Source organism: Methylobacterium sp. NPDC080182 (assembly GCF_050281105.1).
Lineage (GTDB): Bacteria > Pseudomonadota > Alphaproteobacteria > Rhizobiales > Beijerinckiaceae > Methylobacterium.
In genome coordinates, this window is the sequence record NZ_JBNNWO010000009.1 from 37,125 (window position 1) to 52,113 (window position 14,989).

Annotated in this window: 12 protein-coding genes; 7 read left to right on the forward strand and 5 right to left on the reverse strand. The window is 71.6% G+C overall.

The window, feature by feature from the left end:
• Positions 1 to 12 precede the first annotated feature (12 nt).
• Positions 13 to 927 (reverse strand): manganese catalase family protein, encoded by a 915-nt coding sequence (locus ACQKQD_RS16605; RefSeq protein ID WP_100253125.1) that lies wholly within the window; start codon positions 925 to 927, stop codon positions 13 to 15.
• 223 nt (positions 928 to 1,150) lie between these two features.
• On the opposite strand from ACQKQD_RS16605, the gene ACQKQD_RS16610 reads away from it, so the two are divergent.
• The 7 genes from ACQKQD_RS16610 to ACQKQD_RS16640 all read left to right on the forward strand — a co-directional run bounded on the left by ACQKQD_RS16610 (position 1,151) and on the right by ACQKQD_RS16640 (position 8,669).
• Complete coding sequence (locus ACQKQD_RS16610) at positions 1,151 to 1,360, forward strand: hypothetical protein (protein ID WP_020095863.1); 210 nt, start codon at positions 1,151 to 1,153, stop codon at positions 1,358 to 1,360.
• Between the two features lie 131 nt (positions 1,361 to 1,491).
• Positions 1,492 to 2,664, forward strand: coding sequence for an alpha/beta fold hydrolase (locus tag ACQKQD_RS16615; protein ID WP_427508912.1), 1,173 nt, complete (start codon positions 1,492 to 1,494; stop codon positions 2,662 to 2,664).
• A gap of 129 nt (positions 2,665 to 2,793) precedes the next feature.
• On the forward strand, positions 2,794 to 4,095 hold the full coding sequence (locus ACQKQD_RS16620) for an MFS transporter (RefSeq protein WP_427508913.1): 1,302 nt from the start codon (positions 2,794 to 2,796) through the stop codon (positions 4,093 to 4,095).
• Between the two features lie 234 nt (positions 4,096 to 4,329).
• Positions 4,330 to 5,748 (forward strand): FAD-binding oxidoreductase, encoded by a 1,419-nt coding sequence (locus ACQKQD_RS16625; protein ID WP_427508914.1) that lies wholly within the window; start codon positions 4,330 to 4,332, stop codon positions 5,746 to 5,748.
• A 510-nt stretch (positions 5,749 to 6,258) separates the two neighbouring features.
• On the forward strand, positions 6,259 to 7,479 hold the full coding sequence (gene oxlT / locus ACQKQD_RS16630; RefSeq protein ID WP_244527017.1) for an oxalate/formate MFS antiporter: 1,221 nt from the start codon (positions 6,259 to 6,261) through the stop codon (positions 7,477 to 7,479).
• A gap of 279 nt (positions 7,480 to 7,758) precedes the next feature.
• On the forward strand, positions 7,759 to 8,460 hold the full coding sequence (locus tag ACQKQD_RS16635; RefSeq protein WP_020095868.1) for a GntR family transcriptional regulator: 702 nt from the start codon (positions 7,759 to 7,761) through the stop codon (positions 8,458 to 8,460).
• 26 nt (positions 8,461 to 8,486) lie between these two features.
• Positions 8,487 to 8,669, forward strand: a complete 183-nt coding sequence (locus ACQKQD_RS16640; protein ID WP_020095869.1) for a hypothetical protein — start codon at positions 8,487 to 8,489, stop codon at positions 8,667 to 8,669.
• A gap of 50 nt (positions 8,670 to 8,719) precedes the next feature.
• On the opposite strand, the gene ACQKQD_RS16645 is transcribed toward ACQKQD_RS16640, so the two are convergent.
• The 4 genes from ACQKQD_RS16645 to ACQKQD_RS16660 all read right to left on the reverse strand — a co-directional run bounded on the left by ACQKQD_RS16645 (position 8,720) and on the right by ACQKQD_RS16660 (position 14,813).
• The gene (locus tag ACQKQD_RS16645; protein ID WP_427508915.1) at positions 8,720 to 10,090 is read right to left on the reverse strand and encodes a peptidoglycan-binding protein; all 1,371 of its coding nucleotides are present in this window, start codon (positions 10,088 to 10,090) and stop codon (positions 8,720 to 8,722) included.
• A gap of 184 nt (positions 10,091 to 10,274) precedes the next feature.
• Entirely contained in the window at positions 10,275 to 11,579 is a 1,305-nt protein-coding gene (locus ACQKQD_RS16650) for a cytochrome P450 (protein WP_427508916.1), read from the reverse strand.
• A gap of 59 nt (positions 11,580 to 11,638) precedes the next feature.
• Complete coding sequence (locus ACQKQD_RS16655) at positions 11,639 to 12,778, reverse strand: helix-turn-helix transcriptional regulator (protein WP_020095872.1); 1,140 nt, start codon at positions 12,776 to 12,778, stop codon at positions 11,639 to 11,641.
• Positions 12,779 to 12,932: 154 nt separating this feature from the next.
• On the reverse strand, positions 12,933 to 14,813 hold the full coding sequence (locus ACQKQD_RS16660) for a di-heme-cytochrome C peroxidase (protein ID WP_427508917.1): 1,881 nt from the start codon (positions 14,811 to 14,813) through the stop codon (positions 12,933 to 12,935).
• Between the last annotated feature and the right edge of the window lie 176 nt (positions 14,814 to 14,989).

Here is a 14,989-nt window from a genome sequence, read left to right on the forward strand (position 1 = left end):
TCTCAGCGCGCCTCAGCGCCCCTTCTTGTAGAGCTTGCTGGCGATCTCGAAGATCTCCTCGGGGGCGTAGTTGGGCGCGAAGGCCCCGTAATTGCCGTCGAGTTCCGGGATCTTGCCGCCCTCCGGCAGGCCGTCGACGACCTCCAGGCTGCCGGGCGGATCCCCCGGCAGCGCGACCTCGTCGTTCGACCAGACGCCGGCCGCTTCCTTGTAGTCGTCCGGGCTGAAGCGGTAGAGGCGCCGGTGCGAGCCCTCCTGCAGATATTTCTGGCACTCCGGAATCTTGTCGAGAACGATGTTCGGGGTCGGCAGCATCTTCTCGATCTCGACGCCGGTCAGCTTCTTGAGCGCCAGCGCGTAGGCGTGCGCGTGCACCGAGCCGCGCACGAGCAGGTAGCCGCAGACCTCGCGGCCGGTCGGGTCCTTCAGGGTCTCGTAGACGCGCAGCTTGTGCAGGCGCGCGCCGCATTCCAAGTGGAAGTTGTGCAGCAGGTCGATGATGATGTTGCCCGTCGTCGTCACCATGTCGACGTTCCAGGACTGCGCGTTGGAATTGACCGGTGTCGCGCCGCCGCCGTTGCTCAGGAAGCTGCCGGCGAGCCGGATGTCCTGCATGTCGTGGAACGGGGCCTTCGAGACGTCGACCTCCTCGGTGTCATCGCCGGGGCCGTTGTTGAGCATCGCGATGCCGGTCGAGACCAGCTCCACGTGCCCGAGCTCCTCGGCGAAGATGCTCGACACGAGGCTGTAGAAGGGGCGCAGCTTCGACTTGTTGCGGAAGTTGAAGCTCTGGAACATGTAGTTCCCGAGGGTCGACATCTCCCCGTACTTGCCGCCGAGCAGCTCCTGCAGCGCGGCCGCCGCGTTGGGATCGGGCTTCTTCGGCTGTGGCAGTTCGGCCTGAAGGCGGTCGAGCTTCATGAACATGCGAGCAGCTCCGTTCGCGCGGGGTGCGCATGACGGCATCTTCCCGCACGGACGATTGTTCCTGCGGCTGAGACGGCGCGGCCCGCGGGCGGCCTCCCGGCGGCCAGCGCCATCCGGCTGTGGACAGTGGCCTCGGCGCGGGCGCCCGGCCGCCATCCTTTCCGGAGCGGTAACCATGCCGGTCCTACCAGCCGCGACCCCGGACGGTGAGGCAGGTGGACGAATGGGCGACGACGTGGCGGCGATCCTGTTGACCCTCGTGACCGAGAATTCCGAGCTGCGCGAGCAGCTCGCCAGCGCGCAGGACATGCTGATGGAGACGGCCATCGATGCCGGGCAGCTCCATGCCCGGATCCAGGGCCTGGAGGCCGAGCGCGACGCGTGGCGGGCCGAGGCCGGGCACCGGCAGGCCCGCGCCGCCCTGACCGCCTGACGGTTCGGCGGCGCGCCGACCGGGTGCGGAGGTGGGGCAGGGCCGGATGCGCGCGGGTCGGATTTCGCGGTCGGATCGCGGAGCGTGTACGCTCGGCGGCCGTCGAACAATCGGCACGGGAGCGCGCGGCCATGGTGACGAACGTCCTGCCCCCGCTCGATCCGGCCGCCCTCCCGGCCGGAATCCGCGCCCGCTTCATCGAGGGCGTCAACGGCCTGCGCATGCACGTGCTGGAGGCGGGCGACGGCGGTCCCGACCGCCCGCTCATCCTCCTGGTGCACGGCTTCCCCGAGATCGCCTATTCCTGGCGGAAGGTCATGCCGGCGCTGGCCGCGGCGGGCTACCACGTCGTCGCCCCCGACCTCCGGGGCTACGGCCGCACCGCGGACGCGCCGGTCGCCTTCGCGGACGACCTCGCGCCCTACCGGCTGCACAACCTTCTCCTCGACCTGCTGTGCCTGTTGAGCGCCCTGAAGCGCGACAGGGTCGCGGCGCTCGTCGGACACGATTACGGGTCCTGGGTCTGCGGCTACTGCGCCCTGGCGCGGCCCGATCTCTTCGGCATGGTCGCGCTCATGAGCGCGCCCTTCGCGGGGGCGCCGGGGCTCGACGCCCTGGCCCGCGGCCTCCGGACGCCGGCCGACGACCCGATCCACGCGGCGCTGGCCGCCCTGCCGCGCCCGCGCACGCACTACCACCGCTACTACGCGACGCGCCGCGCCGCCGCCGACATGGAGCGCAGTCCCCAGGGCCTCGCCGCGTTCCTGCGCGCCTATTTCCACCACAAGAGCGCGGACTGGCCGGACAATCAACCCCGCGCGCTCGCCGGCTGGACGGCCGAGGCCCTCGCCGAGATGCCGACCTACTACGTGATGGATGAAGGCCGGACGATGCCCGCGACCGTGGCGCCGGAGATGCCGGAGCGGGGCGGCGCGGACTGCGCCTGGCTGACGGAAGCGGAACTCGCCGTCTACGCGGCCGAGTACGCGCGCTCCGGCTTCCAGGGCGCGCTCCAGGGCTACCGGTGCCGCATGGATGGCAGCATCGACCGCGACCTCGCGCGGTTCGCCGGCCGGCGGATCGAGGTCCCCCTCCTGTTCGTGTCCGGGGCGCGCGACTGGGGCCCGTTCCAGGCGCCGGGCGCGCTGGAGCGCATGACGGAGGCCGCCGGCGCGGGCCTGGTCGGCTGCCACTTCGTGGCGGGGGCGGGGCACTGGGTTCAGCAGGAGCAGCCCCGGGCCGTCGCGGACCTCCTGCTCGACGCGCTCGGTCGCGGCGGGGCCGGATCCCGCCCCGGCGCGTAGGCGCCCGCCGCCGCACCGCGTTCGCTTCTATCGGGCCGCCGACGGCCCGGCTATGTCTCCCGCCAACCGACCGGAGGCCCGGTCGGATCGGGCGCCCGGCGTCCGTTCCGGATCCTCGAGGGGGCGACGATGGATGTGGAAGCGCGCGCCATCCGGCGGGTCAGCAGGCGGCTCCTGCCCCTCCTGATCACCTGCTACTTCATCTCCTACCTCGACCGGGTCAATGTCGGCTTCGCCGCGCTGACCATGAACGGGGACCTCGGCATCTCCGCCACGGCCTACGGGCTCGGGGCCGGCATCTTCTTCCTGAGCTACTTCGTCTTCGAGGTGCCGTCGAACCTGATCCTGGAGCGGGTCGGGGCGCGGGTGTGGATCGCCCGCATCATGCTCACCTGGGGGCTCCTGTCGGGCGCGATGGCCTTCATCGTCGGCGAGAAGAGCTTCTACGCCGTGCGCCTGCTGCTGGGCGCCGCGGAGGCCGGATTCTTCCCCGGCATCATCTTCTACCTCACGCTGTGGTTCCCCGCGCGCTACCGCGCGCGGATCATCGGCGCCTTCATGGCCGCGGTCCCGCTCTCGAGCGTCATCGGCTCGCCGGTCTCGGGGGCGCTGCTGGGCCTCGACGGGGTCTGGGGCTTCAAGGGCTGGCAGTGGCTCTACGTCCTCGAGGCGCTGCCCGCCGTCATCCTCGCGGGGATCGTCCTGGCCTTCCTGACGGACCGGCCGGCGCAGGCGGCCTGGCTGCCCGAGGACGAGCGCGCGTGGCTCACCGAGCGCCTCGCGCAGGAGCGGCGGGCGCGCGAATCCGCCCGCCGCTACAGCGTCGCAGAGGCGCTCCTCGACCGGCGCGTGCTCGCCGTCGCCTTCGTGTATTTCGGCAACGTGGCGCTGCTCTACGGGCTCAGCTTCTTCCTGCCGCAGATCGTCAAGGGCTTCGACCTCACGAACGTCCAGACGGGTTTCGTCAGCCTCATCCCCTTCGCGATCGGGATCGTCGGCATGCTCGCCCTCGGGCGCTCCTCGGACCGCAGGGGCGAGCGCAAGGGGCACGCGGCCTTCGCGCTGCTGCTCGCGGCCGGCGGCACGGCCGCGGCGGCGCTGGTCTCCGATCCCTACGCCAAGATGGCCCTGTTCAGCGTCTCGGCCTTCGGCATCTTCGGCGGCCTCCCGGTGATCTGGACGCTGCCCACCGCCTACCTGTCCGGCGCCGCGGCGGCCGGCGGCATCGCCATCATCAACGCCCTCGGCAACCTCTCCGGCTTCGCCGCGCCCTACGCGGTCGGCGCGATCAAGGACGCCACCGGCACCTTCACGGGCGGCCTCCTCCTCATCGCGGCGGCCGGCCTCGCCGCCACGGTGACGGTCCTCTGCCTCACCCACGACCGGCACCTGGAGCAGGCCGCGGCGCGCGGCGCGCGGGCGGCGGAGTAGGCGCGGCGGGGCAGACGCGGCGGGGCAGACGCGGTGGGTGAACGCGACCCGGGGGGAGGGGGCAGCGCCGCCGCCCCGCCGCGCCCGGGTGGCGGGCGGCCGCCGATCGACCTACGGTCGCGTCGCCATGTCGTCCCAGCGGAGGCCGTGTCGCGGGGCCGCGCGGCCCCCGGGACACGCCGTCCCCGGCGCCGTCCCCGGCGACGCCCCAGTTCGAGCCCATCGGAGCAGCCCATGAACGCCCCCGTTCCCGCCCCGCGGACCCGCCCGGACGCGGCGACGATCGCGGGTCTCGCCGAGGCCCTGCGGGCCGTGCTCGGGGACCGGGTGACGGCGAGCCCGGCGGTGCGCGAGCAGCACGCCAACCAGCTCACCTGGGCGCCGTGCGAGCCGCCGGACCTCGTGGTCTTCCCGCACTCCACCGCGGAGGTGCAGGCCGTCGTGCGCGCCTGTGCCGAGCGCGACGTGCCGATCGTGCCCTACGGCGTCGGCACCTCCCTCGAGGGCCACGTCAACGCGCCGTTCGGCGGCGTCTCGATCGACACGGGGGCGATGAACCGCGTCCGCGCGGTCCATGCCGACGACCTCGACTGCACGGTCGAGGCCGGCGTCACCCGCAGGGCGCTGAACGCGTACCTGCGCGACACCGGCCTGTTCTTCCCCATCGATCCCGGGGCGGACGCCACGATCGGCGGGATGGCGGCGACGCGGGCGTCGGGCACCAACGCCGTGCGCTACGGGACGATGAAGGACGCGGTGCTCGCGCTCACCGCGGTGATGCCGAACGGCGACATCGTCACGACCGCCCGGCGGGCGCGCAAGTCGTCGGCCGGCTACGATCTCACCCGGCTCCTCGTCGGCTCGGAGGGCACCCTCGGGATCATCACCGAGGTCACGCTGCGCCTGCACGGCATCCCCGAGGCGATCTCGGCGGGCATCTGCCCGTTCCCCTCGATCAAGGCGGCCTGCGACGCCACGATCCTGACGATCCAGTCCGGCATCCCGGTCGCGCGCATCGAGCTGCTCGACGAGGTGCAGGTGGCGGCCTGCAACCGCTACTCGAAGCTCGCCCTGCCGGAGACCCCGCTGCTCCTCGTGGAGTTCCACGGCACGGACGCGGGCGTGCGCGAGCAGGCCGAGCGGTTCGGCGAGATCGCCGCCGATCTCGGCGGCGGCCCGTTCGACTGGGCGACCGCAGCCGACGAGCGCGCGCGCCTCTGGCAGGCGCGCCACGACGTGTACTGGGCCTCGGTCGCGCTGCGGCCGGGTCCCACGATCAAGAACATGTCGACCGACGTCTGCGTGCCGATCTCGCGGCTCGCGGAATGCGTGGAGGCGACGAAGCGCGACATCGCCGCGACCGGGCTCACGGCGCCGATCGCCGGCCATGTCGGCGATGGCAACTTCCACACCCTGCCGCTCGTCGATGCCGACAGCCCCGAGGAGATGTCCGCGGTGGCCGGCTTCCTCGACCGGCTCGTCGCCCGCGCGCTGGACCTGGGCGGCACCTGCACGGGCGAGCACGGGATCGGCCAGAAGAAGATGCGCTTCATGGAAAGCGAGCACGGGCCGGAGGCGCTCGGCCTCATGCGGACCCTGAAGCGCGCGATCGACCCCCGGAACCTCATGAATCCCGGCAAGCTGATTCCCTGACGCGCCCCGCGACCCGGCGCCGCCGTCCGCGTCGCCCGTCGATCCCTCCGATCCGGGCCGATCGTCTGCATCGGTGCCGTTCAGGGCCGAGCGATCACGTCGTCCGATCCTCAAACCTGGGGATCGCGCCGACGCCGCGGGGCGGGTCTCAGATGGCGCCGGCACACCGAGGACGGGCGTCCGCGAGAGCGGCGGCCGGCCGCGCGATCCGGTAGCACGCGCGAGATCGCCCTCTAATCCCGAATTCTCGGCCGAAACGGATGAATTATTCTGCTTGCCATACGTTCCTGGCACACAGAATAATGCATGCCGCCGTGCCAATTTCGGAACCCGACATAAGGTTCCGGCGCGGGCAAGGAATTCGTCGGCGTGCACGCCAATCCTATAGCACGCCGCTGAATGTCAGCGCAGGAATGAGGGAGGAAGCTCATGGCCATGCCAAATGCCACGCCGGCTACGGCAGTACCCAGTACAAATCGATGGCTGCAGATCGTGCTCGGCGTGATCTGCATGGTTGCAGCGGCGAACATCCAGTATGCCTGGACGCTGTTCGTCCCCGAGATTCAGAAGACCTTCGGCTGGGACCGCGCCGCGATCCAGGTCGCCTTCACGATCTTCGTCGTCGTCCAGACCTGGCTGACTCCGATCGAGGGTTACTTCATCGATAAGTACGGCCCGAGCCGCGTCGTCATGTTCGGCGGTCTGATGACGGGCCTGGCCTGGGTCATCAACTCCTACGCCACCAGCCTGAGCGGCTTCTACCTCGGCTCGGTGGCCGGCGGTATCGGCGTCGGCTGCGTCTACGCCACCTGCGTCAACAACGCGCTCAAGTGGTTCCCGGACAAGCGCGGCCTCGCGGTCGGCCTCACGGCGGGCGGCTACGGCGCCGGCTCGGCGCTCACCATCCTGCCGATCGCCAAGATGATCGACGGCGGCAACTACGCCCAGGCCTTCTTCGTCTTCGGCCTGATCCAGGGTGCCATCATCATCGCCGCCGCCATCGCCATGCGCGCCCCGCGCAAGGATCAGGTGCCGTTCTCCACCAAGGTCCTGCAGTCGCGGCGCGACTACACCCTGGGCGAGGCGCTGCGCACCCCCGTGTTCTACGTGATGCTGCTGATGTTCACCTGCACGGTGACGGGCGGCCTGATGGCCGTGGCCCAGCTCGGCGTGATCGCGCAGGATCTCGGGGTGAAGAACTTCCAGGTCAACCTGTACTTCTTCGCCATGGCCGCGCTGCCCTTCGCGCTGATGCTCGACCGGATCATGAACGGCATCTCGCGCCCCCTCTTCGGGTTCGTCTCGGACCGGATCGGCCGTGAGAAGACGATGTTCATCGCGTTCGCGATGGAGGGTATCGGCATCGTGGCGCTGGGCTACTTCGGCTCCAACCCGTGGGCCTTCGTGATCCTGTCCGGTGTGGTGTTCCTGGCCTGGGGCGAGGTCTACTCGCTGTTCAGCGCCACCGCCGCCGACACCTTCGGCTCGAAGCACATCGGCAAGATCTACGGCGTGCTCTACTGCGCCAAGGGCTTCGCCGCGCTGTTCGTGCCGGTGGGCAACCTGATCATGCAGGCGACCGGCACCTGGGCGACCGTCCTCTACACGGTGGCGACCATGGACCTGATCGCCGCCGTCCTGGCGATCGCGGTCCTGCGGCCGATGCTCAAGCAGCACCACGCGGCGAACAACGACGCGGCGGCTCCGGCGATGAAGCTGGCCCACGCCTGAGCGGCCGCCCCGGCCGCTCCGCGGCCGGGGCGAAGCCTCCCCGACCCGGCTCCGGAATTCCGGAGCCGGGTCGGCCAGCACCGGGCAGCTGGCCCGCACGGAGACCGTCTCGTCGAGACGCAGGGCGCCGCGGACGATCGCGCATGTTCGGGCGCGCATCGACGATCGGGCGAGGGGCGGCTGTCCTGGCGCCTCGCTCTCACGCGATAGCCCGGCCGCGCTCGGCGCCATTCCAGGACCTGAGGCCAGAATCCATTCTCGCGTTCCCGGAGTTCGACTGTGCTGCAGCCTTCCGAGACCTCTCTGGGTCTAGCCTCGATCGGACAGACCCTGAGTCTGCGTGAACAGGCCTACGACAGCATCAAGCAATCGATCCTGGCGATGGATCTCTACGCCGGATCGGCGCAGATCCGGCTGCACGAACACCAGATCGCGCAGGATCTCGGCATCAGCCGCACGCCGGTCCGCGAAGCCCTGACGCTCCTGGAGCGGGAGGGCTTCGTGTCCACGGTGCCGCGCCGCGGCCTCTTCGTGACGCGCAAGAACAAGCGCGAGATCGTCGAGATGATCACCGTCTGGGCCGCGCTCGAAGGCATGGCGGCCCATGCCGCCGCACGGAACGCCGAGGATGCCGATCTCCGCGCGCTCGGCAGGGCCTTCGAGGCGTTCGATATCGCGACTCTGCCCGACCATCTGAAGGCCTACGACGAGGCCAACCTCGACTTCCATCGGACGATCATCCGTCTCGGCGGCTGCGGGTTGATGGTCGAGATGACGACCAACCTGTTCATTCACATGCGGGCGATCCGGTCGGCCTTCCTCCATCGGGCCGGGAGGCTCGAGGACTCGATGCGCGAGCATGCCGCCATCATCGCCGCCTTGCAGGCACGCGACGCGGATCGGGCCGCGATCCTCGTCCGCGATCACGCGCTCGGGCTGATCGCGCATGTCGAGGCGCACTGGGTTTGGCCAGAGGGGTGAGAGGCACCTCTGACGGAGGACCACCGATGCTACCGTCCGTTCAGACGACCGATCTGCTCGGCCTCGGCTTCCTGATCATCGGGCTCGCCGCAGCTGGGATCGCCAGCGCGAGCCGGTCCGCGCGTTTCGCAGAGGAGCCGCGCGAGGAGCTCGCGGGCGGGGCTCTGCTGGTGGCGATCCTCGGCCTCGCCTTCGTGCTCGCCGAGTGAGCGGGCGCGGCGCGTCGTGAGCGCCGGACTTCCCGGAAGCCCGCCGCGCGCTACGGGGTCGCCTGCACCGCGCGTGCGTTCCACTTCTCGAACTTCCCGAGCGCGCCCCACGCCGTCAGCCCGATGAAGATCGGCATCGTGTAGGGGCTCAGCCCGAAGGCGGGCGTGAGCTGTGCGAGCACCTGCCCGAGACCGGTGTTGAGCGGCACCTGGGACAGGATCTGCGTGGCGACGGCGCCGATGATGCCGATCGCCGACTTCTTGCCGGAGAGCAGCTGCCCGATCGTCTGCCCGAGCGCGCCGTTGACCGGCCCGAGGACCGCGCCGTCGGGACGCGCCGCGGGCGGGCCGGGCAAGATCGGGGCGGTCGGGAGGCGCGCACCGTCGATCTGTCGGCGCAGGGCCTGGAGGAACTCGTCGAGCCGCGCCGCGACGTCGGCGGGCGGCGCGGCTGGCGCGATCACCACCGGGGGCATCGAGGCAGGTTGCACCGAGGCAGGTTGCATCGGGGCGGGCTGCATCGGGGTGACCGCCCTCGCGGCGAGCTGTCGCTCCAGGTCCTGGATCCGCGTCAGCACCGCGTGGTCCGGCGCCGCCGGCCGCAGCGCCTCCTGGATGGCGGCGATCGTGCGCGCGTCCGCGAGGCCGGTATCGTCCAGACCGCACCGCGCCTGGAACGTCGCGACGGCCGTCATGGTCCGCGGCCCGTTCCGGCCGTCCTCGACGAGGGGCGGCGTCGCGCCGAGGCGATTGAGCGATTGCTGGACCCAGAGCGTGCTGTCGGCGAGTTCGTCGTCGGGCTCGCGGGACACGGCCGCCTCGACGGCGCGCGGCGCCGCGAGCGCGACCGTCGCGTCGAGGTCGATGAGGCTCCGCAGGATCACCGCGGTGCCGATCTGCGTGTCGACCACGTTCGGGTCGAACACGTGGTCGCGCACGAACTTGCCGCCGCGCGCGCCCGGCGGCCCGTAGGCCGTCGATCCGCCCCAGAGATACGGCGAGTTCACGCCCCGGCCGTGGTAGCCGTACCCGTTGAAGCCCTCGAGCCGGTAGAGGGCCCGCGCGACGCTCCAGTCGCCGAGCCCGACCAGGCCCTGGAGGCGCAGCGCGTCGACTGCCCCTTCGACGAAGGCCTGCGGCCCCGTGAACGGCCCGCGCCCCTTCGGGACGATCGTGGTGCGCCGTCCGAGTCTCTGTCCGTTGCCGAGATACGTGTCGAAATCGAAGGTCGATTCCCGGTAGTGGCAGAGCCCGATGAACCACCAGGGCACGCCGGTGCGCGCCTCGATCTCCTGGTAGCGCGGCTTGCCGGCGGCGAGCTGCTGCGCGAGCTTGCGCACGGTCGCGAGCTTCTCCGGCCGGATCTGGAGCGACGCCCAGGTCCGCTCGTAGCCGTCCTGAAAATCCTGGAAGGATGCCATGTCGATGCTCCGGGCTCTGCGGTGACGAAGCCTTGATGGGACCGGCGGCACCCGCGCGCGGCCGGGCGCCGATCGGGCGGGGCTCCGGGCGACGCCCCGGATCCGGGCGCGCGCGGTCGCGCGCCGCCCGGGCTCGCGACGGAGGGACCGGGCGCGGTGTCGGCGACGTCCCGCGCGCGCCGGGCTAACCGGGCCCGGCGTCCCCCGCCGGCCGGCCGGCGCAGGAGATCCGGAACGCGGTCGGGAACGGCGTGCCCCCGTCCTCGACCGCGCCCTCGGCCCGCACGGCATCGCGCAGGAGGATGCGGCGAACGATCTCCGGGACCATCGCGCCCGCCACGTAGCGGCCGAGGCACTCGTGATGGCCCCGGCCGAAATGGAGATAGGTCTGCTCCGGGCGGGCCGGGTCGAAGCGGTCCGGGTCGGGCACGCCGGTCGCGTCGAACATTGCCGACAGGCTGAGGGGCAGGACGACCCGGCCCTTGGCGATCCGGCTCTCGGCCGGGCTGCCCCGGCCGAGCACGTGGTCGGTCTCCGCCTGGCGGAACATGAAGGCGACGATCGGCGCGAAGCGCAGCGCCTCCCACACGTAGCCGTCGAAGGCGGCGGGTCCGGTCCGGGCGGCCGCGCGGGCCGCCGCGAGGATCTGCGGCCGGCCGAGGAGCTCCGCGAGGGCGTGCACCACGGCCTCCGACGTGGTCTCGATGGCCCCGATCAGCAGGCCGCCGACGTTGATGACGACGCGGTCCATGCCGAAGCCGGTCGCCGCCGGCAGGTGCAGCCGGAGCAGCCGGGTGAGGACGTCGTCGGGCAGGTCGGCGCCGGCCTCGATCGCCGCGACGCGCGCCGGGATGATCCTGGCGAAGGCCGCCCGCATCTCCTGGCGCGCCAGATCCGCCGCCGCGTGGATCGCGTCGGCGTCCGGGCGCTCGTCGAAGGGGAGGTTGTTGAACTGGTCGAACTGGTTCGCGTACGACCAGCGCAGCAGGTCGGCGTCGGGCGCCGCGAACCCGAAGAAGCGCTGCACGATCCGCAGCGGGACGCGGCGCGAGACCGACGCCACGACGTCGATGGATCCGCCGCCCTGGCCGAGCCTCTGGTCTAGGCCCGCGTCGAGGGCCGCGTCGGTCTCGGCGCCCGCCAGATCGCGGATCGCCGGGAGGTCGCGCCAGGACAGCACGGCGCGCATGACCGCCTTGTCGCGGTAATTCACCTCCGTGCCGTCGAGCGCCAGCATGAACTCGCCCATCTTGGGCTTGTAGAGCGCGACGGAGAAGACCTGCGGCAGGGACAGGATCTCCTCGACCTCGGCGCGGCCGGCGACGAGGATGGCCGCGCCGCAATCCAGGGCGGTCCGCCGCGCGCGCAGCTGCGCGAAGAAGGGCCGGGGCGCGCGGGCGATCCAGTCCCGGGCGCGCTGCCAGCGCTCCGCCACCGGCAGGGCCTCCAGGAAGGCGAGGCAGGGCGTCTCGGGAGCGGCGGCGCGCATGCACGACCTCCTGTGGCGTTCGCGGAGCGGCGCGGGCCGTCCGGCCCGACGCCCGGTGGTCAGTTGAGCGAGACGTCCAGCCCCTCGCGCAGGCGCGCCACGAGCTCGCCCTGCCGGTGCGTCTCGGTCTTGGCGAACAGGGCGCGCAGCTGGGTGCGGGCGGTCGAGATCGCGATGCCGCGGTCCTGGGCGTGGTCGTCGAGGGACCGTCCCGAAGCGACCGCGTTGGCGAGGATCGACTCGGCGACGGTCAGCCCGAACAGCTTCTGCAGCCGCGCGGCGTTGCTCCCCTGGACCTTCGGGGTCCCGGTCCGGATCACGATCGCCAGCTCGGCCCGCACCTTCGACCCGGTGCCCGCCGGCCGCTTCGACAGCGGGTGCAGCGACACCCGGTAGGGCATGCCGCTCTCGCCGCAGGTCACGGTGATGTGGTCGGCCTGCGTGATCGCGACGTCGCCGCTCGCGGCCGCGAGCGCCTCGCCGGCCGCGCGGGCGATCCGCCGCCCGGTCTGGCTGTCCTTGAGGACGAGGCTGCCCTTCACGAAGGACAGGCCGGTCCGGGACCGCGCCAGCGCCTCGGCGGCGCGGTTGGCGTGCGCGACGCGCAGGTCGGAATCCGTGAGGATCACGGCGGCGTCGAGCAGGTCCAGGGCGGAGGCGAGATCGGACGTGCGCTCGGAGGCCTGCCGCATCAATGCGTACAGCTCGAAGGCCCGGCGCAGGTGCGGGACGAGCATCGCCAGGCGCCGGACCTCGTCGGACCGGAAGGGGCCGCCCTCCTCGCCCCGCATCGCCGCGAGCGTCGCCATGACGTCGGCTTCCTTGGCGAAGTAGGTGACGAGGCTGTGCTCGATCTCGAAGGGCTGCACGACCTCCTTGAACAGGGCGGACTCGCGGAACTGCACCGCGTCGACCCCCTCCTCGGCGCGGATGACCTTGCCCTGGTTCGACAGGATGTAGGGGAGACGCGGATCCTCGGTGGCGTGCCGGTAGAGGAACTCGCGGTACCGCGACCGCTCGAAGCCGGACACCGCCCAGAGCGGCTTGCGGTTCCCGTCGAGGCTGAACACGGCGAGCTGGCCGACCCGGCCGCCGACGAAATCGGTCAGATCCTCCAGGAGCGCCGACCACTCCTCCGGCTGGCCGACGCGGTCGTAGATCGACCCCACCAGAACCGAATACGCCTCGAGATCCTGCATGGCCACGCTCCGCGCTGAGTGCGAGTCTTGAGTGCTGTCAGATCTCCAGCCATCCGGTCGGACCGGCAGGTGCCGAAATCGGTTGTTCCATTACGGATGCAATCGAACGACAAATCAATACTGATAAGATAGAAATCGAAACCGCGGAGCGCGCCTACAGGGTTCGCAGATACTCCAGGAGCTGCCGGCGCTGCGCGTCGTCGAGCTGCTCGGTCCCGTAGGCCGGCCCCTCGTGGCCGGTATTGGCATTGCCCGGCAGCGCGGTGTCGAACAGGAACGGCCCGACATCGGACCGGAACCCGATCCGGTCCTCGTCCAGCTCACGGCTGCCGACCCGGAACGTCCTGGATCGCCGGCTGGACGGCAGCAGGAGTTCGTACAGGTTCGGCACCGAGCCGTTGTGCAGGTACGGGCCCGTCGCCCAGATGCCGTTGAGCGGCCGTGCCTTGTAGACCATGAGGTCGCGGTCTCTCCGCGCACCGACGAACGCGGCGACGAGGCCCTTGCCGCCGGCGGTCGAGACATCGTCGAGCATCGCGTTGCGGGCCTCGAGGGCGGCGGTGCCGCGCTTGAGCAGCCGGTCGAGGATGACGGCCTGGTCCGCCCCGACGCCCGCCGGGTCCGGTGCGCGGTCGAGGGGCGCCAGGATCGCGCCGGCGACGAGCGTGGCCACGAGTTCGAGGCTGCTCGTCTCGGCGGCCAGCGGCGGGGTCGTCGCCAGGAACGGCATCCGGACCCCTTCGAGGATCCCGGTCCGCGCGCGCCGGGACACGGCGTTCGTCGCCATCTTCGGGTCGGTCCCGATCTCCGCCAGCGGCGTCAGGGTCACCGTCAGCGTGCGGTTCGCGCCGGTCGGGGCGATCGCGTGGCAGGACAGGCAGTACCGGTCGTAGTGGACCTTGCCGGCCGCGGCGTCCCGGGCCTGCGCCTCGGTGCGCGGCGCGATCCGGTCGGGCCAGGCCGGCGCCGTGAGGGCGCCCAGCTGGTTCTCGATCCGCAGGAGGTTGACCCGGTCCGCCGAGGTCTCGAACCAGAGCGGCGGCAGGGTCGGCTCCCGGATGTCGGTGCGGGCGAAGACCCCCAGCACCTCGCCGACGTTCCGGCCCAGGCGCTCGACGGCGAGCCCGTTCGCGGCGGAGCCGTTCCACTGCACCCGGTCGTGCCACGACGTATCCCACAGGAACGGGTAGCTGACGGGCGCGTCGGGCGGGGCGATGTTGTGCGGGTCGCGCAGATCGATGCCCGTTGCACGGTTGAAGATCATGCCGAACGCGTCCAGGCGTGCCGGCCCCCAGGGCACCGCGGTCCGGCTCGACGCGACGTAACGGGAGAAGTCCTCGGCCAGCCGCGTCAGGCTGGCCCGCAGGCGGCGGCGGTCGGGCTCGGACGGGCCCGTCCCCGGCGCCGACAGTTCCGCCGGGATGACGCGGCGGGCGAAGCGCTCGAAGCGCGCCGGGTCGTCGCGCGTCCGCGCGAGGGCGCGGCCGAGTTCCTCGATGAAGGCGAACATGTCGGCATCGGCCGGACCGCCGTCGATCAGGATCGACCGACCGCGCAGGTCGACCCGGTTCACGTGGCAGGCGGCGCAGGTCATGCCGATCCACTCGCCGCGATCGTCGACGTCCTTCACGAACCCGATGGGGAGCCCGCTGCGGTCCGATCCGCGCGTCCCGTCGTACGGGTTCGGCAGGTAGCCGAAGCGCGCGAGCCCGTCCGCGACGAAGAGCGTGTCGTCGTCCGGGCGCTCCAGGGACATGAACCAGGCATACGGCATGATCTGCGAGCCCTGGCTCGCCCGGTAGAACCACGCGCGCTCCTGCGGCGTCCAGGATTGTTCGAGAAAGTGCGGGGTGCCGTCCGGCCTGTCGCTCGGCCCGTCTGCCGGCCCGTCACCCGGCCCGTCTGTCGGTCCTCGGTCGGCGGCGCGCGATCCGGCCTGCGCCGGGAGCAGGATCGCCGCGGTGAGCGCGACGACGCGGGCGGCGTGGCGGGCGGCGTGGCGGGCAGTCTGGCGGGCGGCCTGGGAGCGGGTCACGATCGCACCTGGGACATGGCGGGAACCCTGCCTTCGCGAAGCGTCTCACCGATTTCAATAAACGCCGATCCCCGTGCGCGCGTCATTCGAATGGATGATGTTCGAATACAGTTTTTCTGTGAGGGTCGGCGCGCCGGTAGTTTCGGGCTTCGGTGGTGCAGCGCCCCTGCTCGGCC

Bases quoted from the DNA above. Each gene is read 5' to 3' on its own strand.
- ACQKQD_RS16625 (WP_427508914.1), top strand. From the start codon at position 4,330: ATGAACGCCCCCGTTCCCGCCCCGCGGACCCGCCCGGACGCGGCGACG.
- oxlT (WP_244527017.1), top strand. From the start codon at position 6,259: ATGGTTGCAGCGGCGAACATCCAGTATGCCTGGACGCTGTTCGTCCCC.
- ACQKQD_RS16615 (WP_427508912.1), top strand. From the start codon at position 1,492: ATGGTGACGAACGTCCTGCCCCCGCTCGATCCGGCCGCCCTCCCGGCC.
- ACQKQD_RS16605 (WP_100253125.1), bottom strand. From the start codon at position 927: ATGTTCATGAAGCTCGACCGCCTTCAGGCCGAACTGCCACAGCCGAAG.
- ACQKQD_RS16645 (WP_427508915.1), bottom strand. From the start codon at position 10,090: ATGGCATCCTTCCAGGATTTTCAGGACGGCTACGAGCGGACCTGGGCG.
- ACQKQD_RS16655 (WP_020095872.1), bottom strand. From the start codon at position 12,778: ATGCAGGATCTCGAGGCGTATTCGGTTCTGGTGGGGTCGATCTACGAC.
- ACQKQD_RS16620 (WP_427508913.1), top strand. From the start codon at position 2,794: ATGGATGTGGAAGCGCGCGCCATCCGGCGGGTCAGCAGGCGGCTCCTG.
- ACQKQD_RS16640 (WP_020095869.1), top strand. From the start codon at position 8,487: ATGCTACCGTCCGTTCAGACGACCGATCTGCTCGGCCTCGGCTTCCTG.
- ACQKQD_RS16650 (WP_427508916.1), bottom strand. From the start codon at position 11,579: ATGCGCGCCGCCGCTCCCGAGACGCCCTGCCTCGCCTTCCTGGAGGCC.
- ACQKQD_RS16610 (WP_020095863.1), top strand. From the start codon at position 1,151: ATGGGCGACGACGTGGCGGCGATCCTGTTGACCCTCGTGACCGAGAAT.